General features: G+C 70.2%; 15 protein-coding genes. All 15 read left to right on the forward strand.

Annotation, left to right across the window (positions count from 1 at the left end):
- Positions 1 to 75 precede the first annotated feature (75 nt).
- On the forward strand, positions 76 to 771 hold the full coding sequence (locus tag U858_RS0129265) for an STN domain-containing protein (RefSeq protein WP_232786627.1): 696 nt from the start codon (positions 76 to 78) through the stop codon (positions 769 to 771).
- The gene (locus U858_RS0129270) at positions 761 to 1,381 is read left to right on the forward strand and encodes an RNA polymerase sigma factor (RefSeq protein ID WP_025140670.1); all 621 of its coding nucleotides are present in this window, start codon (positions 761 to 763) and stop codon (positions 1,379 to 1,381) included. Before U858_RS0129265 ends, U858_RS0129270 begins: the two co-directional genes overlap by 11 nt.
- Positions 1,357 to 2,349 (forward strand): DUF4880 domain-containing protein, encoded by a 993-nt coding sequence (locus tag U858_RS0129275; RefSeq protein WP_369797748.1) that lies wholly within the window; start codon positions 1,357 to 1,359, stop codon positions 2,347 to 2,349. Before U858_RS0129270 ends, U858_RS0129275 begins: the two co-directional genes overlap by 25 nt.
- Before the next feature lie 101 nt (positions 2,350 to 2,450).
- Positions 2,451 to 15,002: a filamentous haemagglutinin family protein gene (locus U858_RS0129280; RefSeq protein ID WP_081821760.1), complete on the forward strand. Its 12,552-nt coding sequence runs from the start codon at positions 2,451 to 2,453 to the stop codon at positions 15,000 to 15,002.
- A gap of 372 nt (positions 15,003 to 15,374) precedes the next feature.
- Positions 15,375 to 16,994 (forward strand): ShlB/FhaC/HecB family hemolysin secretion/activation protein, encoded by a 1,620-nt coding sequence (locus U858_RS0129285; protein WP_025140673.1) that lies wholly within the window; start codon positions 15,375 to 15,377, stop codon positions 16,992 to 16,994.
- A gap of 37 nt (positions 16,995 to 17,031) precedes the next feature.
- Entirely contained in the window at positions 17,032 to 18,963 is a 1,932-nt protein-coding gene (locus U858_RS0129290; protein ID WP_025140674.1) for a DUF2341 domain-containing protein, read from the forward strand.
- A gap of 12 nt (positions 18,964 to 18,975) precedes the next feature.
- Positions 18,976 to 19,395 (forward strand): biopolymer transporter ExbD, encoded by a 420-nt coding sequence (locus tag U858_RS0129295; RefSeq protein ID WP_025140675.1) that lies wholly within the window; start codon positions 18,976 to 18,978, stop codon positions 19,393 to 19,395.
- A gap of 17 nt (positions 19,396 to 19,412) precedes the next feature.
- On the forward strand, positions 19,413 to 20,126 hold the full coding sequence (locus U858_RS0129300; protein ID WP_025140676.1) for a TonB C-terminal domain-containing protein: 714 nt from the start codon (positions 19,413 to 19,415) through the stop codon (positions 20,124 to 20,126).
- A gap of 36 nt (positions 20,127 to 20,162) precedes the next feature.
- A complete protein-coding gene (locus tag U858_RS0129305; protein ID WP_025140677.1) occupies positions 20,163 to 21,857 on the forward strand; it encodes a putative porin in 1,695 nt (564 codons plus the stop codon).
- 10 nt (positions 21,858 to 21,867) lie between these two features.
- Positions 21,868 to 22,575, forward strand: a complete 708-nt coding sequence (locus tag U858_RS0129310; RefSeq protein WP_232786628.1) for a DNA repair protein — start codon at positions 21,868 to 21,870, stop codon at positions 22,573 to 22,575.
- 42 nt (positions 22,576 to 22,617) lie between these two features.
- Positions 22,618 to 23,094, forward strand: coding sequence for a YbjN domain-containing protein (locus tag U858_RS0129315; RefSeq protein ID WP_025140679.1), 477 nt, complete (start codon positions 22,618 to 22,620; stop codon positions 23,092 to 23,094).
- Positions 23,095 to 23,193: 99 nt separating this feature from the next.
- The gene (locus tag U858_RS0129320) at positions 23,194 to 24,267 is read left to right on the forward strand and encodes a peptidylprolyl isomerase (RefSeq protein WP_029954470.1); all 1,074 of its coding nucleotides are present in this window, start codon (positions 23,194 to 23,196) and stop codon (positions 24,265 to 24,267) included.
- 19 nt (positions 24,268 to 24,286) lie between these two features.
- Complete coding sequence (locus U858_RS0129325) at positions 24,287 to 24,682, forward strand: MbcA/ParS/Xre antitoxin family protein (RefSeq protein ID WP_232786629.1); 396 nt, start codon at positions 24,287 to 24,289, stop codon at positions 24,680 to 24,682.
- On the forward strand, positions 24,679 to 25,161 hold the full coding sequence (locus U858_RS0129330; protein WP_025140682.1) for an RES family NAD+ phosphorylase: 483 nt from the start codon (positions 24,679 to 24,681) through the stop codon (positions 25,159 to 25,161). Before U858_RS0129325 ends, U858_RS0129330 begins: the two co-directional genes overlap by 4 nt.
- A 346-nt stretch (positions 25,162 to 25,507) precedes the next feature.
- Positions 25,508 to 25,717, forward strand: a 210-nt coding sequence (locus U858_RS0129335) for a hypothetical protein (protein ID WP_198529764.1), incomplete at its 3' end; no start/stop codon positions are given.

Consider the following 25,717-nt stretch of genomic DNA (forward strand, 5'->3'; position numbering starts at 1 on the left):
CTAGCATGGCGCCTTTCGCATCGAGGCGGGCGCGCGGGCGTTCGCGGCAACAGCCATGCCTGGCAATTTTCCTACGTGTTGGCGTCGATGACCCTGGCCTGTCCGGCAGGCGGGGGCTGGATTCGGCGTGCCTGCCTGGCGCTGGGGCTGTGCGCCCTGGCCGGCGCGGGCGCGGCGCAGACGCCGCCGCGCGAGATCGCGTTTGCCATTGCCGCCCAGCCGCTGGACCAGGCGCTGGCGCAGTACAGCCTGGCCAGCGGTCTGACGGTGCTGGTGGACAGTGCACTGACGGCCGGGCGCGAGGCGCCCGCGGTGGTGGGTACCTATACGCCGGGCGATGCCTTGCGCCGGCTGCTGGCCGGTTCGCCGCTGGCGATCCGCTACGCCAGCCCGCATTCCTTTACGGTGGTGGCGGCGCCGCGCGAGACGGCGCCGGCTCGGCCGGCCAGCGCGGCGCGGCTGCGCGATACGCCGTATGCGGCGGCCCTGCAGGGCGCGCTCAAGCGTGCGCTGTGCAAGGGGCAGGGCGCCGAGCCGGGCGCCTACCGGGCGCTGGTCAAGCTGTGGTTCGACAAGGCCTGGCGCGTCAATCAGGTGGACTGGGTGGCCGATACCGGTTCGGCACCGCTGAACCGGCGGCTGGAAGCGGCGCTGCGCGGGGTGACGGCCGGGCCGCTGCCCGCCGGCATGGCGCAACCGGTGACGGTGCTGTTGCAGCCTGCCGGCGCGGACGACTGCGGCGCGCTGCGAGGAGACGGCCGTGCGGGATGACAAGCCGTCCGGCTCGCTGCGCGCGCTGTTCCTGGAGCGCTACAACGATTTTCGCAGCCAGCTCAAGCGCCGCCTGGGGTCCGAGGACCTGGCGCACGACGCCATGCAGGAAGCCTTTCTGAAGGTCAACGACATGCCGCCGGGCGGGTCGATCCAGCAGCCGGCGGCGTACCTGTTCCGGGTGGCGTTGAACATTGCCGAAGACCAGCGGCGGCGCGATTCGCGGTTGCTGACGGGGGTAGAGATCGCCGAGCTGATCGGCGGCACGGACGAGGCCGAAGACCCCGCGCGCATTGCGCAGGGGCGCAGCCAGATCGACGCCTTTCGCCGCGCGCTGCGGCAATTGCCCGAACGCACGCAGCAGATGCTGATGGCGGCGCGGGTGCATGAGCTGCCGCATGCCGAGATCGCCAAGCGCTACGGGGTGTCGGAACGTATCGTGTCCAAGGAGCTCAAGCGCGCGCTGGAGCATTGCGGCAAGGTGCTGGAGGCGGAAGCCGAGCCGGTGACGCAACCGTCGGGCGCGCAGAAACCGGTGGCACGACAATCCGCCCACCCATCGGCTGTACAGAAGGAAGGACCTCCATGGGAAACACCGCCATGGCGCTGATGATGATGCCGGGCCGCCGCAAGCGCGGCCCAACGCCTGCGGATGCCGCGCGGCAGTGGCTGCTGACGCTGACCTCGGGCCGCGCGACGCAGGACGACGCCGAGGCATTTCGCGCCTGGTTGGGCGCAGATCCGCGCCACGAAGCCGCGTTCGCCGAGCAAAAGCGCCTGTGGCAGGGGCTGGGCCCGGCGGTGCAGGAAGAAATCGCCGCGGCGGCCGCGCGCCGTCCCCGCGTGACGGGCCGCCGGGCGTTCCTGGGCGGCGCGCTGGCAGCGTCGGCCGCCTATCTGGCCTGGCGTCCGCCGCTGGGCTTGTGGCCGGGGCTGGACGAGCTGGGCGCCGACTACCGCACGGCAACGGGTGAACAGCGCCGGGTGGCGCTGGGCGATGCGCTGGAATTCGAGATGAACACGCAGACCCGGATCAACGTGCGGTCCGGGCCGCGCGACGGCGCAGTGATCGAACTGGCGGCGGGCGAGGCGGAAGTTCGCGTGGGCAGCGGGGCGGCCCAGGCGGCGCGCAGCGAGCAGGTGATTGCCGGCGCCGGCCGCATCACCACGCGTCAGGCGGTGTTCAACCTGCGTTACCTGGATGGCGCGGCCAGCCTGTGCTGCCTGTCCGGCACCTTGCAGCTGGCGCATGCGCAAGGAAACTTTGATCTTGCCGCGGGCCAGGAGCTGCGCTACGACGATGCGCGCGTGCTGCCGCCGACCCAGGTGGATACCGAGGCCGTGACGGCCTGGCGGCGCGGCTGGCTGGTGTTTGACCGGGTGCCGCTGGCCGACGTGGTGGACGAGATCAACCGCTACCGCCGCGGCCGCCTGGTGCTGCTGAACAAGCAGCTGGCCCAGCGCCGGGTGCAGGCGCGCTTTTCCCTGGCGCAGGTGGCGGACGCGGAACAGTTGATCCGCGACGCCTATGGCGCCGAGGTGACCCGGCTGCCGGGCGGGGTGGTGCTGCTGTCGTGATTCCATGAATTATTTATGACAGGGTTCCGGTCGGCATTTTTCCATCCGTCTGTCTTGTTCTAGGTGGCGAACACTCGCGATTGGAATAAGGAAGGACGATCATGCAGGCACGGATGGCGCAACGGGACGGCAAGGCAATCATGGCGCGCGCAGCAAGGCGTGGCCGTCCGCAATGGCGTCCGACGCCGCTGGCGCAGGCCGTTGCCGCGCTGCTGATCGCCGGCAGCTGGAGCAGCGCCGCCCAGGCCCAGGCGCGGGCCTTCAGCCCGGGCTGGTTCGCCGACAAGAATGCCGTGCAGTCGACGGCGCAGCGCACCGGCCGCATGCCGGACGGCAGCCTGGCGGGCATCGGCAACGGCGCGCGCCAGCAGGCCGAATCGCGCCAGCAGCTGCAGCGGTCGCTGGGCAACCTGAACCGCACGGCGGCTGCCGTGGCGGCGCAGCAGGCGGCGCAGGCGGCGGCCCGTGCCGCAGCCGCCGCCAATGGCGGCAACGTGCCCGATGGCCTGGTCGAAGGCGGCCTGTGGGAAGCCCGCGGCGCGCTGGCCAAATGGGAAGGCGCCAAGGCCGCCAAGCCCAGCGAGGAAGGCGGCCGCCAGGTCGTCACCATCGAACAGACGCAATCGCGCGCCATCCTGAACTGGGACACCTTCAACGTCGGGCGCAACACCACGGTGCAGTTCAAGCAGGGCGCGGACGACGCGGTGCTGAACCGGGTGGTGGGCGCCAGCGCCAGGCCCAGCCAGATCCAGGGCGCCATCAAGGCCGACGGCACGGTGCTGGTGGTGAACCAGAACGGGGTGATCTTCACCGGCACCAGCCAGGTCAACGCGCGCAACCTGGTGGCTGCTGCGGCCACGATCACCGACGCACAGTTCAAGACCAAAGGCCTGTACGCCGACAACGGCGCGCAGCCGACCTTCACGGACGCGCTGGGCGGCATCGAGGTGCAGGCCGGCGCGCGCTTGCAGACCGCGGCGCCCGGCTCGTCCACCACGGGCGGCGGCTATGTGCTGCTGGTGGGCAAGACGGCGGCCAATGCCGGCACGATCGACACGCCGTCCGGGCAGGCGCTGCTGGCCGCGGGCGACAGCTTCGTCATCAAGCGCGGGCAGGGCACGTCGGGCAACCTGGCATCCACGACCCGGGGCAACGAAGTGACGCCGGCCGGCACGCCCGGCCGCGTCGAGAACACGGGCCTGATCCAGGCGGCGCTGGGCGATGTGACGCTGACCGGCGGCGATGTCGCGCAGCGCGGCGTGCTGCTGTCGAGCACGTCGGTGGATACGCGCGGCACGCTGCACCTGACCGCGACGGGCACGGAGGGCCGCGTGACGGTGGCCGAGAACAGCACCACGGCCATCCTGCTGGACCGCAGCGGCGCGCAGGCGCTGGACAGCCAGCGTGACGGCCTGCGCGTGCCGCCCGCAGCGCAGAGCGATGCGCCGCTGCTGGCGGCGGGCGCCGACCGGCGCGAACTGTCGCGGGTGGAAATCAGCAGTTCGGGTACGGTGGATTTCGCGTCCGGCTCGATCACGCTGGCCACCGGCGGGCAGATCGCGGTGCAGGCGGCCAAGCGCAGCCTGCTGCGCGAGGGCGCGGTGCTGGACGTGGCGGGCGCCGTGGGCGTGCCCGTGGCGATGGAAAACAACAACCTCAAGATCAACGTCCAGGGCAACGAGCAACGCGACGCGCCGGTCAACCGGGAAAGCGGCAAGCTCAACAGCAAGGACGTCTGGGTGGACGTGCGTGACCTGGTGCTGGTGCCGGCCGGCACCAACGGCTACGCGACGGACCGCTGGTACACGGCCGGGGGCCTGCTGGAAGTGAGCGGCTACCTGGGCACGCAGGGGCATGGCGTCAACGAGTGGATGGCGCAGGGCGGCAACGTCGAATTCACGGGGGGCGACGTGGTGACGCGCGCCGGCTCGCAGATCAACCTGTCGGGCGGCACGCTGGATGTGCAGGACGGCATGATCCGCCAGAGCTGGCTGCGCGGCGTGGACGGCAGGCTGTACGAGGTGACGCGCGCGCCGGGCGACCTGGCCTATACCGGCCTGTACCAGGGCTACGAGGCCAGCAGCCAGCGCTGGGGCCAGACGCGCTATTTCTACAACCCGCTGATTGCGCCGCAAGAACGCTTCGAGACCGGCTACACCGTGGGCCGCGATGCGGGCCGCCTTGTGATCGGCACGCGCAGCGCCGTGCTGGAAGGCGAGCTGATCGGCACGACGTTCCAGGGCGATCGCCAGAACGCCGCCGCGCAGGCCGGACTGGATGGCTACCAGCAATCGCAGCGCGCCGTGGCGCGCGGCGCGCAACTGGTGGTGGGCACGTACACGCCATACTACGACAAGCGCACCGGCGCGCTGCAATACGCGTTGGGGCGTGGCGACGGCACGGTCAACCAGGTGGTGCTGTCTGATCGCGTCGACGCGATCGCGGCCGGGCTGGACCTGGCCACGGCGTTGCCCGATGATCGCGCCGGCAAGCTGCTGCTCGACACCACCCGGCTCAATGGCTTTGGGCTGGGCGCCATCAAGATCGCCGCGGGCGCTGTCGCGGTGCAGTCGGACCTGGCCGTGGGGCCGGGGGGCGACATCACGCTGTTCGCGAACAACGTCAACGTGGACGCCGCGCTGACGGCCAACGCCGGCAGCATCCGGCTCGGCAATGTGCTCAATCAGATCTCGTCCAGCGGCCTGGTGGATACGACCGCGGGCGGGACCACTGCCGACGACCGGCTGACGCTGGGCGCGCGGGCGCGCCTGGATACGTCGGGCCTGTGGGCCAACCTGGCGTTGGCGCCGGGGCAGACGGGGGCGTTGCCGTACCTGAACGGCGGCACGGTGTCGCTGCGCAGCAACCGCGATATCGATCTGCAGGCCGGCAGCGTGATCGACGTGGGATCGGGCGCCGCGCTGCGCGCCAAGGGCAAGCTGACCGGCGGCAAGGGCGGCAGTGTGACGGTGGAAGCGGTGCCCGGTGGTGCGGCGGGCGGCGGGCGCGTGGTGCTGGATGCCGCGCTGCGCGGCTATGGGGTGGATGGCGGGGGCACGCTGGCGGTGACGGCGGGCAAGGTGGTGCTGGGCGACCGGCCGGCCGATGCCGGCGATGACGTGCTGGCGCTGGCGGCGCCGTTCTTCCAGCAGGGTTTTTCGCGCTACGAGATCACCGGCAGCGGCGGCGCATCTGTCGCCGACAATGCGCGCATCGACGTGACGATGCCGGTCTACCGGCCGGTGGCCGACGCGGCCGGCTTGGCGACCGGTACGCCGACTGGCGCCGCCCTGGAAACCTGGCTGCCGCCCGTCTACCTGCACAACCCCGTGGCGGGCACGGTGACGCGGCGGCGCGGCGCCAGCCTGTCGCTGCAAAGCGGACGTACCGTGGCGCTGCCCGGGGCGGACGCCGATGCGGCGCTGACGATTGGCCAAGGCGCGCAGGTCGCGGTTGATCCGGGCCAGGCCATCCAGTTGCGCGGCGCAGGCCAGATCACGGTGCTGGGCGCGCTGACGGCGGCCGGCGGCAAGATCGATATCCGCCAACTGCGCCTGGGCGACATCGACGTGGCCGAGTCCATCGAGACGGCCGCGGGCCAGGTGCACAACCGGTCGATCTGGATCGGCGAGCAGGCGGTGCTGAACGTGGCCGGCCGCGCCGAGACCGGCGTGGACACGCAGGGCCGCCGCTATGGCGTGGCCGATGCGGGCGGCGTGATCGTGATCGGCGGCGAGCTCAATCACGACCGCGCCACGGCCACCTCGTCCGACGCCTATGTGGTGATACGGCCGGGCGCCGTGCTGGATGCGTCGGGGGCGAGCGCGGTGGTGGACGTGAACGGCGTGGGGCCGGTGTCGCTGGACCGCAGCGGCGGCCGCATCGCGCTCAGTTCCTACAACGGCCTGTTCCTGGACGGCACCTTCATCGCGCGGGCCGGCGGCGCCACCGCGGCAGGCGGCGCGCTGGACATTGCGCTGGAAACGCCGCTGTACCGTTCGCAGGGCGACAATCCGTCCAACCCGGCCGTGCAGGTGCCGCGCGAAATGGTGCTGGCGGCCGGAGGCAGCAAACCGTTGGCCACGGACCTGAAACCGGGCGAAGGCGCCGACGCGTTGCGCTATGGCCAGACCCGCCTGGATATCGCCCGCTTGCTGGCGGGGGGCGGCTTTGACCAACTGGGTCTGCTGGCCAACGGCCTGATGTCGTTTGACGGCGCCGTGGACATCGCGGTGGCGCAAAGCCTGCGCCTGTATGCGGGCGCCTTCTCGCTGGCGCCGGACGCGGCCGCCACGACCCGTGTCAACCTGGCGGCGTCGCAGGTGCGGCTCTCGGGCCCCGGCAAGTACTACTCGACCAACGGCGTGATCCGGCCGCGCGTGCTGTTCGGCGATGCGCCGTCGGTAGCGGCAGGCGCGTTCACGGTGCACGCCGCCGACCTGCTGGAAGTGGGCAACAGCCTGTCTTTCGGCACTCAGGGCACCATCAACCGCCCGGTGGGCGGCTTGCTGGCGGTGACGCGCACGGGCTTTGACCGAGTCACGCTGGCCAGCGGCGGCGACCTGCGCTTCCTGGCTCGCAACGACGACGAGCCGCGCACGCGGCTCTGGACCCGCGGCGACCTGGACCTGGTCGCCGCGCAGCTGTATCCGGTGACGGGCGCCGAGGCCGAGGTATTGGCCGGCTATACACGCAACCCGATCTCGAATGCCAATGTGTTCGACCCGACCCGCACGCTGCGGGTGGGACGCGCCGGCGGCGCGGATGCGCCGCTGCCGGCGGTGCCGTATTCGGCGTTCGGCTCGCTGCGGCTGGCGGCGGCCACGGTGGAGCAGGGCGGCGTCGTGCGCGCGCCGCTGGGCGCCATCGTGCTGGGCGACGTCAGCGAAACCGTGGGGACGCGGCACCTGACGCTGTTGCCGGGCAGCGTTACGTCGGTCAGCGGCGCCGGGCTGCTGATGCCCTATGGCGGCACCACTGACGGCGTGGCGTACAAGTTCAAGGGCGCGGACGTGTCGCTGGTGGGGGCGGGCGGCGCCATTGGCGCGGGCAGCGGGGCGTCGCTGCGCACGGGCATCACGCTGGGCTTTCGCGACATGGACCTGTTGGCCGGTTCGGTGCTGGACCTGTCGGGTGGCGGTGAACTGACCGGCGCCGGCTTTGTGTCGGGCCGCGGCGGCTCGACCGATGCGCGCTATGCGCCGCTGGTGCGCAACAACCCCCAGGGCGGTTTCACCCTGCCGGGGCTGGCGGGCAACCCCGTCTACGCCATCGTGCCCGGGTCACAGCCGAACTACGCGCCGGTAGGCGGCGAAGCCGGCGCGTCCCAGTCTGCCTTGGGGCAGCGCATCACGATCGGGGCGGGCGTGCCGGGCCTGCCGGCCGGCACCTATACGTTGATGCCGTCCACCTACGCCTTGCTGCCCGGCGCGTTCCGGGTCGAACTCAATACCGGCGCGGCGGCGGGCGCCGCCATGGCGCCGGCGCAACTGCGCAACCAGTCGTGGGCGGCCAGTGGCCGATTGTCGGTGGCGGGCACGCAAGTGGCCGACAGCCTGGCAACCCAGGTGATCCTGACCCCGGCCAATGTACTGCGCAACTATTCGCAATACAACGAGACCAGCTACGCCAGCTTCGTGCGTGCCGATGCGGCCACGCGCGGCGTGCCGCGCGCGATGCTGCCGGCCGATGCCCGCACCTTGCGCCTGGCGATCCACCGCGGCTCGGAAGACGGGCAGACGTTGCGCGTCGAAGGCCTGGCTGACTTCAAGCCGGCGGCCGGCGGCTTTGGCGGCGCGGCGGCTGTGGGCGGCAGTTTCGGCATGGAAATCCTGGCCGCGGGCCAGGCGCCCACGGCGGGCTACGATGGCGCTTCGGTGCACGCGGATGCCCTGGCCGCGCTGGGCGCGAACCGCCTGGTCATCGGCGCATTGCCGGTGGTGCAATATGGCCAGGGCGGGCGTTTCTATACCTTCCAGGGCAATGCCACCGACGTGTTGATACGCGCTGGCGCGCAGTTGGTGGCGCCGGAAGTGCTGGTCTCGGCGCGGACGATCGAGATCGAGGCGGGCGCGGGCATCTCGACGCTGGGCCGGGGCGCGCCGTCGGCCGACTCGACCCAAGGCTACGCGTTCGAACCGGGCAGTGTCGGGTTGTTGGCCGTGTCCAATGGCCGCCTGGACGTGCTGGCCCCGGCGGCCACCGGCACGGGTTCGATCCGTATCGGCACCTGCGCGGCGCAAGCCTGCCAGGGCGTGACGCGGCTGTATTCCGAAGGCACCATCGCCGCCGCCACCAATGGCACGTTCGACCTGGGGGATCAGGTGCTGTACGGCACCCGCAATTTGACGCTGGCGGTCGCTGCGGTGAACGCGGGCACGGCCGACGCGCTGGCGCAGGCCGCCGCGCGCGGCGTGCTGCCGGCCGGGTTGACGCTGAACCAGTCGATTCTGGGGCGCTTGCTGCGCGGCGACACCAGCACGGGCGCCCCGGCGCTGGAAAAGCTGACGCTGACGGCGCGCGAGTCGATGAATTTCTACGGCACCGTGGCCTTGGACACGCGCGACCCGGTCACCGGCAAATACAGCCTGGCCACGCTGGCGCTGGGTACGCCGGCCCTTTACGGGGTTGGCGCGGCGGGCGACGAGGCCAGCATCCGCACGCAGAACCTGGTCTGGAACGGCGCCACGCAAGCGCCCGGCGCGGTGGCGGCGGGTGGGGCGGGCACCGGACAGGGCGCGTTGCGCATCGACGCCGAACGCATCGAATTCGGCTACGGCCAGGGCACCCAGCCCAGCGGCCTGGACGACAACGCCCGCCTGGTGCTGGGCTTTGCCGGAGTGACGCTGAACGCCAGCGACCGCATCACGGCCAATCATCGCGGTAGCCTGGCGGTGTACGCCTCGCAGGGCGCCTACGTCAGTGGCAGCGGCTATACCTACAGCGGCGGCAACCTGACGCTGAATACGCCGCTCGTGACCGGCGCGGCCGGTTCGGTGAACCGCATCACGGCGGGCGGCGACGTGCGGCTGCTGGCCGCCGCTGGCGCGCAGCCGGCCGCGGTGCAGGACCTGGGCGCCGAGCTGAGCCTGGCAGGCGCCTCGGTGCGCGTGGACGGCACGATCGTACTGCCCAGCGGCAAGCTCACGCTGCAAGGGCGCGACGGCGTGGTGCTGACCGGTGCGTCGCAACTGGACCTGAGCGGCCGCGCCATCGCCTTCAATGACGTGCTGCGCTACAGCTGGGGCGGTGACCTGATCCTGGAAAGCAGCCAGGGCGGCATCCGCCAGGACGCTGGCGCGCTGATCGACCTGTCGGCCGTGGAAAACAACGCCGGCAGCCTGCGCGCGGTGGCGCTGGCGGCGGCGGATGGCCAGGTGGCCTTGCTGGGCCGCATCGTGGGCTCGGCCTCGGGCCATTACGACGCGGGCGGCACCGCCGTGCCGTATCGCGCGGGCAGCGTGGACGTGCGCGCCCAGCGCCTGGGCAACCCGGCGGCCTTGAATGCCGATTTCGATGCGCTCAACCAGCGCCTGAACGACGGCGGCGTGTTCGGCGCACGCGGCTTCCAGATCAAGCAGGGCAGCCTGACGGTGGGCGACACGCTGCGCGCCAACGACATCAATCTGTCCATCGACGGCGGCAGCCTGACGGTGGCGGGCCGGGTGGACGCCAGCGGCGAACGCGTGGGCCGCATCCGCCTGGCGGCGCGTGACGGCCTGACGCTGGCGGCGGGCTCGGTGCTGGATGCCCATGGCACGGTGCTGCGGGTGGACAGCTACGGCAAGATCATCGACGCGCCCAACCGCGCGATGGTGGAACTGAATTCCGGCCAGGGCGTGTTGACGCTGGCCGGCGGCGCCCGCATCGACCTGCGCCACGGCACCGCCGCCACGCCCGGCACGGCGGCCGGGCAGCACGACGGCGCGTCGCGCGGCACGCTGGAACTGCTGGCGCCGCGCATCGACGCGGCGGGCAATGTCGGCATGAACGGCGGCGGGGCGCCCGGCAGCGCCGCCACGTATGGCGACATCGCCATCGACGCGCGCGGCCCGATTGCGATTGATGGCGCCCGGTCCATCACGCTGACCGCCATGCAGCGCTACGACGATGCCGACGTGGGCAACCCCGCCGACCGCATCGGCGGGCGTACCTACCAGATCATCAACCAGGCCTACCTGAAAGCCAAGCACGATGACAGCGTTGACTTCATGACCGACGCGCTGACCAACGCCGCCTTGATGAACGGCAAGCTGGCGGGCCTGAACAACGCCACCTACCGCGACGCCTTCCATCTGCGCCCCGGCGTGGAAATCATCAGCAAGACGGCGGACGGCGACCTGGTGGTGCAAGGCGACCTGGACCTGTCGGGCTATCGCTACGCCAGCGTCAACCCGCGCACGCCGTACACGTCGGTGTACGGCTCGGGTGAAGCCGGCGCGCTGACGCTGCGGGCCAAGGGCAACCTGGATGTCTACGGCAGCATCAACGACGGCTTTGCGCCGCCGGCCACTACGCCGGACGACGAGCATGGCTGGATCCTCACGCCCGGCGCGCAGCCTTTCGGCGGCGACGTGGTGCTGCCGCGCGGCGGCGTCCAGCTTGCCGACGGCACCGAGTTCCCTGGCGGCAAAACGCTGAACTACCCCTTGCCGCTGAAGGCCGTGAAGCTGGCGGCCGGCACCCGGCTGCCGGTCGAGGCCGTGCTGGACCAGGCGCTGCCGCTGGCCGCCGGCACGGTGCTGTCCGGCGATGTGCGCGACGCGTCCAACCAGTTGCTGTACACCGCGGGTTCGGTGCTCAAGCAGGCGGTGGACTTGCCGGCGGGCACGCGCCTGGGCGCGGGCACGCTGCTGACCGACGGCACGTCGCTGCGCGCCTTCACCTGGCCGGCCAACGTAGCGCTGCCCAATCTCTACACCACGCAGGGCTACGAGGCCAACGTGCTGCTGATGGAAGGCACCATCACGCTGCAGCAGGGCGCGCTGATTCCGTCACAGGCCAAGCTGGTGTTCCCGGCCGGCACCGACTACGTGGAACTGCGTCCCGGCACGGTGGCGGACCAGCGGCGCAACTGGGCCGTGGCCCAGATGCTGCTGGCGGGCAGCCAGTCGTGGTCCGTGCAACTGGTGGCCGGCGCCGACCTGGACGCGGCCGATCCGCGGCGGGTGCTGACCGGCCCGGGCGCCGGCAAGCTGACGCTGGCCGACACCCACTACAACGCCAGCCTGGTGCAGGGCGGCGGCTGGGTCTGGGGTCCGGATGCCGATCAGTCGGGCTTTGAACCCGGCGCCCCGGTGCCCGACGACATGGCCTGGCTGTGCGACATCGTCGAAGGCTTGTGCGAACGCGGCGATTCCAGCGCGGTATCGGTCACGCCGCACACGCAGAATTTCAGCGTGCTGCGCACCGGCACGGGCGACCTGGACCTGGCCGCGGGCGGCGATATCAACCTGATGTCGGCCTATGGCGTGTACACCGCAGGCACCCAGTCACCCAACGTGGCGCCAGCCTACCAGTTGCCGCGCGGCCGCTTCGGCTCTACGGTGCTGGGCGACGATTATGCAAGCACCTACGAACCCTTCGTCACGGCCGGTTCAGGCTATCAGGCCTGGTATCCGGAAGCGGGCGGCAACCTCGGCCTGTACGCGGGCGGCTCGCTGCGGGGCGATGTCTGGGGCAAGACCGTGATTCCCACCTACGACGGCCGTGGCATCGAGCCCAGCGTCGGCGTCGGCAACTGGCTGTGGCGCCAGGGCACCGGCAGCGCCAATGGCGGCGACACGCCGACCGCCTGGTGGATCAACTTCGGCAGCTACACCCGTGCACCCACGGACTTCAAGGACCCCACGCCGCTGCTGGTGGGCTTTACGGGCTTTGGCGCGCTGGGCGGCGGCAACGTCAGCGTGCGCACCGATGGCGACGCCGGCAACATCGAGGCGCGCGGCTCGCTGGCCAACCCGCGCAGCCAGGGGCTGGTCGTGGCGGTGGGCAGCACCGGGCGGATCGGCGCGGACGGCACCATGACACTGACGGGCGGCGGCGATATCGACGTGCGCATCGGCGGCGCGCTGAATCCGACGCAAAGCGCGCGCGGCCAGGTGTCGTCCACCAGCGGCCCCAAACCCTACTATGGCAGCCCCGCCATCGACCTGCAGGGCGCGCTGATCAACCTGCGCGGCAATGTGCAGTTCGCGGGCGCCGCGATCGGCGGGTTGGACCTGCAATATGGCAATACCGCCGGCCTGCAGGACGCCAAGGAAAGCCGCGGCTACGACCCCTATGCGTCGACGCAGGCCAGTGCCACGGGCGGCCTGGCGCTGATTCCGGGCGATGCCGTGATGCGTCTGGATACGCGCGGCGATCTGGTGGTGGGCGGCGCGGGCGATCCGGGCCGGGTGGCGTTGCAGAACAGCACGCCGTTCCGGCTGCGCGACGGCACGCCCGTCACAGGCGGCGGCTACAGCTGGTTCTCGATGTGGACGGCGAACACCGCCATTGAATTGGCCAGCGCGGGCGGCAACCTGACGCCCAGCCGGCAGACTTCGCACAGTGCGCAGGGCCTGTCTTTGCAGGTCGGGCGCAACACGTCCGCGTCGGATGCGCGCTACCTGTATCCGTCGATCCTGCGCGCCACGGCGTATGACGGCAGCATCTATGCGGGCGTGTCGGCCGGTTACCTCAATTCCGAAGACACTGGCCTGGCGTATTCGCTGACCCTGGCACCGGGCGCGCGCGGCCAGCTTGAACTGCTGGCGGGCAATTCGATCTACGCGGGCGGCTACGCCATCAACCGTTCGGGGGCGGACCCGGCCAGTGTGGCCAATGTGCTGGCGCCGGCCTTCGCCGGCTACACCTCGCAGGGCACCAGCACGGCCGCGCTCAACAACCAGGGCGCCAACGGCATCGCCGGCGCCCGCAACTCGCACTTCCCGCTGTTCTATTTCGATGCGCCCACGGCCAGCGCCGCCGCATCAGATCAAGTCACGCGTCTGTACGCCCGTGACGGCGACATCGTGGGGCTGCGCAGCGGCGAGGCCATCACGCTCATCGCAGGCCCCAACCTGGGGCAGGTCTGGTACGAAGCCGCGGGCCCGGTCTGGATGATGGCCGGCCGCGACATCGTGGCCTCGGGCACCGGCCCTGGCGTGCAGCAGGCGGTGCCGTCGACCAACGGTTATATCTTCGCGCTCGGCGTCACCAGCTCGGCGACGTCGTCCGGCAACCTGTTCGTGCACGGCGATGCACACGACGTGTCGCGCGTGTCGGCGGGCCGCGACATTCTCTACAGTTCGTTCCAGGTGGCCGGCCCCGGCGCCCTTGAAGTCTCGGCCGGCCGCCACGTGCTGATGGCCGACCGCGCGTCGATCACCAGCGTGGGGCCGGTGCTGCCGGGCGATCGCCGCCCGGGCGCATCGATCGCCGTGCTGGCGGGCGTGGGCGAGAGCGGTCCGGACTACGCGGGCTTCCTGGCGCGCTACCTGGACCCGTCGCGCCAGGCCGACGCCAGCCGTCCGCTGGCGGACCAGGGGCTGGCGTTCAAGACCTACGAGGCCGAACTGCTGCTGTGGCTGACGCAGCGCTACGGCTTTGCCGGCAATGGCGACGACGCGCGGGCGTATTTCAGCGCGCTGCCGGCCGAACAGCAGCGCATCTTCGCGCGGCAGGTGTATTTCGCCGAGCTGCGGGCCGGCGGACGCGAATACAACGACAAGGCCAGCCCGCGCCAGGGCAGCTACCTGCGCGGCCGCCAGGCCATCGCGGCGCTGTTCCCCGAGACAGCGCCGGGCGCCTGGCAGGGCGACCTGACGCTGTACGGCGCGGCCGGCATCCGCAGCAGCTTCGGCGGCGACATCCAGTTGCTCACGCCCGGCGGCCAGCAGGTGTTCGGCGTGGAAGGCGCGGCGCCGCCCGCCAGCGCCGGCATCATCACGCAGGGCCAGGGCGACATCCAGCTGTATGCGCAGGGCAGCATCCTGCTGGGCCAGAGCCGGGTCATGACGACCTTTGGCGGCGGCATCACCGCGTGGTCGGCGCAAGGCGACATCAACGCCGGGCGCGGCTCGAAGACGACGGTGCTGTACACCCCGCCCAAGCGGGTGTACGACGCGGTCGGCAACGTCACCCTGTCGCCCAACGCGCCGGCCACCGGCGCGGGCATCGCCACCCTGGCGCCGCTGCCGGAGGTGCCGGCGGGCGACGTGGACCTGTACGCGCCGCTGGGCACCATCGACGCGGGCGAGGCCGGCATCCGGGTATCGGGCAACGTCAACATTGCCGCCTTGCAGGTGGTGAACGCGGCCAACATCCAGGCCCAGGGCGAAAGCCGCGGGGTGCCGGTAACGGCGGCGGTGAACACCGGGGCGATGTCGTCGGCCAGCGCGGCGGCGACCTCGGCGGTGGGCGCCGCGCAGGAATCGGCGCAGCGCGCCCAGAACCAGGCGCGCCAGAACCAGCCGTCGGTGATCAATGTGCAGATCCTGGGGTATGGCGAGGAGCCGGTGGCCGGCGCCGCCATTTCGCCGCCCGGCCCATCGGCGGCCGCCCCGCGCTACGACGCTGCCAGCGCCGTGCAGGTGCTGGGCGCCGGCACGCTGGATGACAGCGAGATGCGCGCGTTGACCGCGCAGGAAAGGAGCAAGCTGGCGATGTAGGGAGTGGCGCGCCGGGACGACGGCCGTGGCGGCTGTCCGCCCGGCGCCTTTGACGGCCGCGCGTGAAAGACCGTCGGCCTGTAATACGGCCTGTAATGCGGGCGTCATATGAACCCCAGGCAAAAAGCGCATCAGGGTCCGGCAAAAACCGGGCCCTGATTCATTTCTGCGCACCGTTTCCCCAGGCCGGCGCTGTTTCATGAAATTTTTCTTACAACGCGCAGTCCGTGCGGTCCCGGAACGTCTAGTAACAAGCAGAAGCTGTAGACGCGGGTATGCGGGCAGAAAACCGTAACGGGAATGTCGCAAGCGCACTGCACGGTAGCGGCCGGTGCCAGACCGGTTATCACACAAGGAACTGAGTGCATCGCTATGCATGATTTCGAGAGCAGGGTCGGCGCGCTGCGCGCCATGATGCGACGGGCGCCGGGAGCGATGGTGCTGGCGCTGGCCGCGGGCGCGGCCTGGGCGCAGCCCGCGCCGGCCGCGGACAGCAACGCGCGCCGCGTCAACATCAACGAATACATCGTGCGCGGCAACACCGTACTGGATGCGCGCGACATCGAAAAGGCCGTCTACCCCTACCTGGGACCGGACCGCACGTTGGCCGATATCGAATCGGCGCGCGAGGCCTTGCAGACCATCTACCAGGAACGCGGCTATCAGTCGGTGTACGTGGACCTGCCCGAGCAGCAGGTGGCCGACGGTATCGTGTTCCTGCAAGTGGCCGAGACCAAGGTGGGCCGGGTGCGGGTGGTGGGCGCCAAGCACTATTCGCCGCTGACGATCCGCGACGAAGTGCCCGCGCTGCAGGAAGGCGCCGTGCCCAACTTCAACCAGGCGCAGGCCCAGCTGACCGACCTGAACAAGGGCGCCAGCCGCCAGGTGGTGCCGCTGGTCAAGGAAGGCCGCGTGCCCGGCACGATGGACGTGGACCTGAAGGTCGAGGACAAGAACCCCTGGCACGCCAGCCTGGGCCTGAACAACGACTACAGCGCCGACACGAAGCGCCTGCGCAGCACGGCCTCGCTGGGCTACGACAACCTGTGGCAGCTGGGCCATTCGGTCAGCCTGACCTTCTTTACCGCGCCCCAGGAAACCGACAACGCCAAGGTCTGGTCCGGCTCGTACTCGATGCCGCTGGACAAGCAGTGGAGCCTGCAGTTCACCGGCTACAAGAGCGACAGCAACGTGGCCACCATCGGCGGCACCAACGTGCTGGGCAAGGGCTTTTCGTTCGGCATGAGCGCCATCTACACGCTGGCGCCGCAGGGCGACTGGTACAACTCGCTGTCCGTCGGGCTGGACTACAAGAAGTTCGACGAGACCACGCGCTTCGGCAACAACGAAGACCGCATTCCCCTGAAATACGTGCCGTTCACGTTCTCGTACAACGGCTACCGCTATTCCGAATCGTCGCAAAGCAGCCTGGGCCTGTCGGTCGTGGGCGCCAGCCGCTCGTTCTTCGGCATGGGCAGCGACTGGAAGGAATTCGACGACAAGCGCTATCGCGCCAGCCCCAGCTTCGCGCTGCTGCGCGGCGACGGCACCCACACGCAGAACCTGTTCGGCGACTGGCAGCTGGGCCTGCGCACGGGCTTTCAGCTGTCGTCCGGCGCGCTGGTGTCCAACGAACAGTTCTCGGCCGGCGGCAGCACCAGCGTGCGCGGCTACCTGGCCGCCGAACGCACCGGCGACGACGGCTTCCTGGGCTCGGTCGAGTGGCGCACGCCGTCGCTGGCCCGCTGGCTGGGCAGCAATGTCAATGAATGGCGCTTCTATGCGTTTGCCGACGCCGCCACGCTGCGCCTGCGCGACCCGTTGCCCGAGCAGGATTCCAGCTACTCGCTGGCCAGCGTCGGCCTGGGCACGCGCCTGCAGGTGCTGGACTGGCTGTCCGGCTCGCTGGACTGGGGCTATCCGCTCAAAGACGGCCCCAACACCAAGAAACACGATCCCCGCCTGAACTTCAGCGTACGCGCCAGCTTCTGAGCGCTCGCGAAACCGTATTTACCCCGGAGTCTTGACCATGCAACGCTTATTGATGCTCCTACTGACCGTGCTGGCCGGCGTCTTGCCGTCCGCCGCCCATGCCTGGTGGCAGCCTGACTGGCAGTACCGCAAGCAGATCACCGTCGACAGCACGCCGCAGGGCGCGCCGCTGGGCGGCGCCGCGGGCCGCACGCCGCTGCTGGTGCGCCTGCACACCGGCAACTTCTCGTTCGACGGCATCAACGAAAAGGGCGCCGACATCCGCTTCGTGGCGGGCGACGACCAGACCGTGCTGAACCACCAGCTGGAAGCCTTCGACCCGCTGCTGGGCATGGCGCTGGTGTGGGTGGACCTGCCCGAGCTGGCCGACGGCCAGCGCCAGGACATCTGGATGTACTACGGCAACCAGAAGGCCCCGGCGTCCGCCAATGGCCAACTGACGTTCGACCCCAACTACACGCTGGTCTACCACTTCGACGGCGCCGCCGGCGCCCCGCCGCGCGATACCACCGGCAACAGCAACAATGCCCAGACGCCGATGGCCGCTGCCGTCGACGGCGTGATCGGCCGTGCCGCGCAGTTCACGGGCGGCGCCCCGCTGATGCTGCCCGCCAGCCCGTCGTTGGCCGTGCCGGCCGCCGGCGCCTTCACCTTCAGCGCCTGGGTGCGCGCCGACCAACCGGCCGGCGAACAGCTGGTCTATGCCCGCCGCGATGCCGGCAACGCGCTCTTGATCGGTATCAACCAGGGCGTGCCCTTCGTGGAAGTGAACGGCCAGCGCAGCCAGCCCGGCCAGTCGCTGACCCCGGCCGCCTGGCAGCACCTGGCCGTGACGGCCGACGGCAGCCGCGTCACGCTGTATGTGAATGGCCGCGCCACCTCGTCGCTGGCCGCCAGCCTGCCGCCGCTGAACACGCCCGCCGCCCTGGGCGGCGACGTGCCGGCCCCGGCCGTGGCCGTGGCGCCCGCCGCTGCTGAAGGCGCCGCTGCCAATGGCGCCGCCAACCCGGCCGCCCCGGCTGCCGACGCTGCACCCGCTGCCGCCCCGCACGTCTACGCGCCGTTCGTCGGCGCCATCGACGAAGTGCGCCTGTCGCGCGTGGCCCGTCCGGCCGCGCTGATCCTGGCCGACGCGCTGTCGCAGGGGTCGGAATCGCGCCTGGTGGCCTACGGCACCGACGAAGAACAATCGGGCTTCGGCTTCGGCGGCCTGGGCTTCCTGCTCAAGGCCGTGCCGATCGACGCCTGGGTCATCATCGCCATCCTGGTGCTGATGATGGTGCAGTCGTGGATCATCATGATCCGAAAGAGCCGCAACGTGGCCCGCGTGGCGCGTGCCAACGAGCAGTTCCGCGAGTCCTTCGCCAAGGTCGGCCAACGCCTGGAACTGCTGGCCGACGACAAGAACCTGGCCACCCGCCTGGAACACGCTTCGCTGTGGCGCCTGTACCGCGTGGCCATCAACGAAATCCGCACCCGCCGCGAGCAGGGCGCCGACACCAGCTCGATCTCGGCCGCCACCATCGAAGCCATCCGCGCCTCGCTGGACGCCGTGCGCACCAAGGAAAACCAGCTGCTGGGCGCCAAGCTCGGCGTGCTGTCCAACGCCATTGCCGGCGGCCCCTACATCGGGCTGCTGGGTACGGTGCTGGGCATCATGGTGGTGTTCCTGGGCACGGCCATGGCCGGTGACGTGAACATCAACGCCATCGCCCCGGGTATGGCCGCCGCGCTGCTGGCCACCGCCATGGGCCTGTTCGTCGCCATCCCCGCCCTGTTTGGCTACAACCGCCTGGTCTCGCGCAACAAGGAAGTCAGCGCCGACATGCGCGTGTTCGTCGACGAATTCGTGACGCGCCTGGCCGAAGTGCATGGCGAGACCCAGGCCCAGGAAGCCGCCCACCACAGCGCCGCGCGCGCGTCCGCCGCCCGCCCCGCCGTGCGCGAGCCGCAGCCCGCCGAAGCGTAAGGAGACGACCCCATGGCTTCCGTATCCGCTTCCCAGGACGATGATGATGACGCGCCTGTCGACGGCATCAACATCACGCCGCTGGTCGACGTGCTGATGGTCGTGCTGGTCATGTTCATCCTGACCGCCACGGCGCAGATCGCCGGCATCAAGGTGAACCTGCCCAAGGCCAGCTCGTCCATCGCGCTGTCGCAGCCCAAGACCAAGGCCATTTCCGTCAACGACGCCGGCCAGGTATTCCTGGACGCCTACCCGGTCACCCTGCCCGAGCTGGAAGACCGGCTGCGCACGGAGAAAGCGCTGAATCCCGATTTTCCGGTGATCGTGCGCGGCGACGCCGCCGTGCAATACCAGAAGGTCGTGGAAGTGCTGGATCTGCTGCGCCGCCTGGAACTGGCCCAGGTCGGGTTGGTCACCGGCAAGCCGAGATAGGGGCCGAGGCTACCGCCATGCCGCAACACGCATCCGATACCCCGCGCACCCCGCACCCCGCGCTTCGCTGGCTCAAGCTGGCGGCCGTGGCGGTGGTGTTGATCGCGGCCGCCTACGCGCTGTGGCGCTGGGCCAATGACATGGCCGGCGTGCGCCGCGACGCGCCCAAGGTCACCGCGATCATCCCGCTGCCCCCGCCGCCTCCGCCGCCGCCCGAACCGGAAAAGCCGCCCGAGCCCGAGCCGCCCAAGGAAGAGCCCGTGGCCACGCCCGAACCCGAGCCGCAGCCTACGCCCGAACCGCCCAAGCCGCAGGACGAGGCGCCGCCGCGCCCGGCCGACGACCTGGCCAACCCGATGCAGATCGACGGCGACGCCCAGGCGGGCAGCGACGCGTTCAACATCGGCGCGGGGCAGGGCAAGGGCATGGCGGGCGGTGGCGGTGGCCGCGCCGGCAACGCCACCTACAGCCAGTACCTCGCCTACGCGCTGCAGAAGATCCTGCGCGAAGACGAGCGCACGCGCAATCTGACCTTCCGCCTGCAAGCCAACATCTGGCTCACGGCCAGCGGCCAGATCACGCGGGTGGAACTGACCCGTTCCAGCGGCGATGCCGACGTCGATGCCCGCGTGGTGGCGGCGCTGCGCGCGGTGCCTGGCCTGGATGAACGTCCGCCGGCCTCGGCCAGCATGCCCATACGCGCATCGCTGACCGGCCGCCGCCCCTCCTGAAGTGCTGAATTGAACCGATCCTGGAGTGCCAAGAGAATGAAGTTCCAAATGAACCGGTTGGCGGCAACGCTGGCCCTGGCTGCGGCGGGCGCCGCCGCGCTGCCGGCCCACGCCGCGCCCGCCCCGTCCGAAAACGCCACCATCAACCTGATCCGCCTGCTGGTGCAGCAGGGCGTGCTGAAGGCGGACCAGGCCGAAGCCCTGGTGGCCCAGGCCGAAGCCGAAGCCAAAGCCGCGCGCGCCGCGCCGCAAGACCGCGGCGCGGCCGCCGCCCAGCCCGGCGACGTGCGCGTGCCCTACATTCCGCAGACCGTGCGCGACCAGATCCGCGACGAGGTCAAGGCGGAAGTGATGGTGCAGGCCAAGGAAGAGAACTGGGCCCAGCCCAACACCTTCCCGGACTGGGTGTCGCGCATCACCATCGACGGCGACGTGCGCGTGCGCGACGAATCGCGCCTGTACTCGGGCAACAACAGCAATGAAATCGTCGATTTCGCCAAGCTCAATGCGAAGGGTCCGTACGACCTGAACCGCAACACCAACAACAACTACCCGCCGATGCTGAACACGCGGGAAGACCGCCGCAACCAGCTGCGCATCCGCGCGCGGCTGGGCGTGCGGGCGGAAATCTCCGAGTCGTGGTCGGCCGGCATCCGCCTGGCCACCGGCAGCGACGACAGCCCGGTGTCCACGTCGCAGACGCTGGGTGGCGGCATGGGCAAGAAGGACATCTGGCTGGACCAGGCCTACCTGACCTACCGCCCCGCCAAGTGGGCCACGGTGACCGGCGGGCGCATCGCCAACCCGTTCGAATCCACCGACATGCTGTTCTCGAACGACCTGAACTTCGACGGCGTGGCCGCGATCTTCAAGCAGCCGCTGGAAGGCCGCGACGTGACCCTGTTCGGCACGCTGGGCGCGTTCTCGACCGAGTACGGCTCCAATGGCTGGAATTCGTCGTCGTTCTCGGAAGGCAAGAGCGAAGACAAGTGGCTGCTGGCCGCCCAGGCCGGCGCCGACTGGAAGATCAACCAGCAGAACAGCGTGCGCGGCGCGCTGGCCTACTACCACTTCGACAACATCGCGGGCAAGCGCTCCAGCGCCTGCTCGCCGTGGGCCGGCCAGGAAAACTGCGACACCGACTGGTCGCGTCCGGCCTTCATGCAGAAGGGCAACACGCTCTTCCTGCTGCGCAACATCACCGCCAACCCGCTGGATCCGGCCAACACGCCGCAGCCGCAATACGTGGGCCTGGCGTCCAAGTTTGACCTGCTGGACCTGAACCTGCGCTGGGACACGCGCGTGTTCAACGGCCTGGGCCTGCGCCTGAACGCCAACTACATCCGCAACCTGGCCTACAGCAAGAGCAAGATGGCCAGCCGCTCGCAAGGCAATATCGTCAACAACTTCGGCGACAACGGCGACGTGGAAAGCGGCCCCAACGCCTGGATGCTGCAGGCCACGCTGGGCCGTTCGTACGACATGAAGGAGAAGGGCGACTGGCTGGCCTTCGTGGGCTACAAGTACATCCAGCCCGATGCACTGCCCGATGCCTTCAACGACTCGTCGTTCCACCAGGGCGGCACCAACGCGCGCGGCTACTACATCGGCGGCAGCTACGCCTTCGACAAGAACGTGTACGGCGTCCTGCGCTGGATGAGCACCCGCGAAGTCTACGGCGCGCCGCTGTCCATCGACACGATGCAGTTCGAGATCAACGCCAGGTTCTGAGGCCATGGACATGCACATCGTATGGGATGAATCCCGCCAACCCCAGGCGTTGGGCCGCGGCCGGCGGTTGGCCGCCGCCGTGGCCCTGTGCGCGGCGGGCCTGAGCCTGACCGGCCCGGCGCAGGCAGAAACCATGGAAGAGCGCCTGCGCGCCCAGTTGCGCAGCACCACCCAGCAACTGCAGCAGCTGCAAAGCGAGCAGGCCCAGGTCAACGCCGCCAAGGCCGCGGCCGAGGCCCAGCGCGATGCCGCCCAGAAAGAGCTGGAAGCGCTGCGCGGTCAGCTCGCCAAGACCAAGGGCCAGGCCGACAAGCTGGCCGAGCAGCAGGGCGCCGTCATGGAAAGCGCGCAGGCGCAGGTGGCGGCCAGCCATGCCCAGCTGGGCAAGTTCAAGGGCGCCTACGACGAGCTGCTGGCGCTGTCGCGTGCCAAGGAAACCGAGCGCGTGGCGCTGGCCCGCACGCTGGCGCAGCGCGACGAGCAGGTCAAGACCTGCGTCACCAAGAACCGCGAGATGTACGAGGCCGGCAAGGAAATCCTGAACGCCTACGAACGCATCAGCACCGGCGGCATCCTGGCCATGAAACAGCCCTTTGCCGGCAGCGCCCGCGTCAAGTTCGAGGAACAGGCGCAGGAATACGGCGACAAGCTGTACGACGCGCAGGTGTCGGCGGCCCCGGCCGCTGCCTCGGCTGCCTCCCCGACCGCCCAACCCTGATTTTCAAGACCTGTCTTCATTTCTTCATCTAGGAAAACTGTAATGACCGACTCCAGCCTGATTCTCGACGTGAACGCCGAACGCCTGCAGGAACTGCTGCAATCCGCCGGCTACCGCGTCACCGTGTCCGAGCAGAACGGCATGGTGCAACTGCTCAGCGCCAGCCAGGGCGTGGGCTTCGCCGTGCGCCTGGGCAACCCGGCCGCCGAAGACGGCCACTACCTGGACTACACGCTGAGCTGCGCATTGCGCGTGCAGGGCGAGCTGCCTGCCGGCCTGGCCGACCGCTGGAACGTGGAAAAGCGCTTTGCCCGCCTGACCGTGCAAGGCGCCTTGCTGGTGCTGGAACTGGACGTGATCCTGGCCGGCGGCGTGTCCGAGAACTACCTGCGCGCCACCGCCGAACTGTGGGACCGCCTGCTGCAGGAATTCCTGCTGTTCCTGCGCGCCAACGCCACCAGCCCGGCCACCGAGGCACCTGCACCGCAGGAAGAAGCCGTCGCCGAGGCGGCGAACTGATCCATCCGCCGGGCCGGCGCCCGGCGGCGGGGGCGATGACCCCAACCACCGGCCGCCGTTCCGGGTGAATGGCGCATTCAAGCAAGCGAGGTTTCGACCATGACTATTCTTTCCGACAAGCCCACCCGGTTGCGCGTCACCGCCGCCGTGCTGCTGATCGCGGTGCTGGCCGGCGCCGTGGCGCTGATGCGCGGCAATCCAGCCCAAAGCAGCGAAGCCGCGCCCGCCAAGGTCGCCGCGGCCGACCCGGCCAAACCTGCCGCCGTGCCGGCCAAGGCTGCCAACCCGGCAGCCCCCGCCGCCGCGCAGGCCCCCGCCGTCGCCACGCTGGGTGCCGTGCAGGTGGACCGCGACGAACTGGTGCGCCAGCTGCAAGCCATGCCGCCCGAGGCCCGCGCCCAATTGCAGGGCAACCGCGCCGGGCTCGACCAATGGCTGCGCTCGCGCCTGGCCGAAAAGGCCTTGGTCGAACAGGCCCGCGCCCAGGGCTGGCAAGACAAGCCCGAACTCAAGCGCGCCTTCCAGGCCGCGCAGGAACGCATCGTGCTGCAGACCTACCTGGATTCCGTCAGCCGCGCGCCCGACGGCTATCCGGCCGACGCTGACCTGCAAGCCGCCTACGAACGGGCCAAGCCGCAGCTGGCGCAGCCGGCCATGTATCGCGTCAGCCAGATCTTCCTGCCCGCCGCGCTGGGCGACAACGACGCCGTGGCCAGCGCCCGCAAGCAGGCGCTGGACCTGGTCAAGCGGGCCCAGGCGCCCAAGGCCGATTTCGCCGCGCTGGCCAAGACCTATTCGCAGGACACGACCACCCGCGCCCAGGGCGGCGACATCGGCTACGTGCCGCTGGCGCAGCTGACGCCGGAAATGCGTCCGGCCATCGAGCAGTTGAAGGCCGGCGAGGTCTCGGCGCCGGTGCAATCGGCGGCGGGCTTCCACATCCTGAAGGTGGTCGATCTGCGCGCGGCCAGCGTCACGCCGTTCGAACAGGTCAAGGAAGAACTGCGCGCCGCGTTGCGCAGCCAACGCCAGGAACTGGCGGCACGGGCTTACCTGGAGGGGTTGCTCAATGCAGGAACCGTCAGCATTGATGGCGCGGCCCTCAATGCCGCCTTCGAACAAAGCGCGTCCGCCGCGCAAGCCCAGCCCGCCCTCGCGGCCCGCGCGCCCTGACGGCGACGGCGTCGCCGCCTTGCTGGACGCGCGGCTGGACCTGGCCCTGGGCCAGGCCGGGCCCCCGGCCAGCCTGCAATGCGCCCCGGCGCTGTTGCAGTCGCTGCGCACCACGTTTGCCGGTGAGCTGCTGCACTGGCTGGCGCTGGTGCCGCAGGTCGAGGCCGGCCGCGCGCGCGATCCGCTGCGCGACCACAGCCTGGACCTGGCCGACCTGCGCGTGCTCTACCGGGCGCTGCGGGTGGCCTGGCTGGCCGAGCTGGTGTTCGGCGGCGCGGACGGCGCACGGCGCTGGCTGTGCAGCCCCAAGCGCCGGCTGCACGGCCGGGTGCCGATGCTGCTGTGCCAGCACGGCCGCTACGCCGCCATGATCGAGCAGTGGCTGATCAACATCGACGAAGGAAACGGCCCATGACCGCGCTTTGGCGCTTGAGCAACAGCCAGGACCTGCTGCCGCGCGCGCGCCCAGCCGGTCGCTGGCATGGCGCGGGCGCCGCGGTGGTGGTGCTGGATGCCACCCCCGCGGCCGCGGTATTCGCGCGCCTGGCGCAAGCCGAGGTCGCGCACCCGCGGGCCTTGCCGCGCAACTACTTCCTGCTGGAAGTGCGGGTGCCGCCGCAGGCGGTGGCCGACCCGCGCCCGCCTGCGGCCTGGCAGACCGACCTGCAGGCATCCCGCGCCTTCGGCAACGCCTGGCTGGCGCAGGGCGAGGCCCTGCTGCTGAAGGTGCCGTCCGCGGCCGGCGGCTGCCAGTACCTGCTCAATGCCGACCACCCGCAGCTGGCGCAATGCCAGATTGTCTCGTCGGTGGCGTACCCGTTCACGCCGCATCTGACGGGCATCGACGGGGCGGTGCTGGACGGGGCGGGGTGGCTGGCGTCGGCGCGGGATTGATCGGTGCGGGATTGGTTGGCGCGGGATGGGTCGGCGCGGGGTTGGTCGACATGGACGAGGCGCCCGGCACACGCGTAACCGAATCGTCGGTGGGCCGCGCGTGATGTGCGGCCAGCCCATGGGTCACGGGTCAATCTTCGTTGGGTCCGATTTCCGTCGGTTCCTCCCGCTTGGTTAAAAATCAGAATCTTCCAATGTTCTATCTGATCCGGGTTGCGTAGCGTAAGCGGGCAATTTCCGGATCGGTGCTTTTGGCTTTGTCGATAGTCCGCGGGGTTTGGGCGGGCTGAGGGTCGGCTGTCTTGGCAACGGTTGTGGTTTCACCCCTTGCCGAGTCTTGCCCGATATGTCGACGTTACGCCGCACGATTGCCTGGTTGTTGGTCTTTGCGCAGGTCTGGACGCCCGTCCTGGCGCAGACCTTGCCCATCTCGGTAGATCAGAGCGTCGGCGGGCAAAGGCCCGTGGTGGGCGTGGCCAATGGTGTGCCGGTGGTGAATATCGCACCGCCTTCGGCCGGTGGGGTGTCCAACAACCGCTACACGCAGTTCAACGTC

The organism is Achromobacter sp. DH1f (genome assembly GCF_000633435.1).
Taxonomy (GTDB): Bacteria; Pseudomonadota; Gammaproteobacteria; order Burkholderiales; family Burkholderiaceae_B; genus Achromobacter; species Achromobacter deleyi.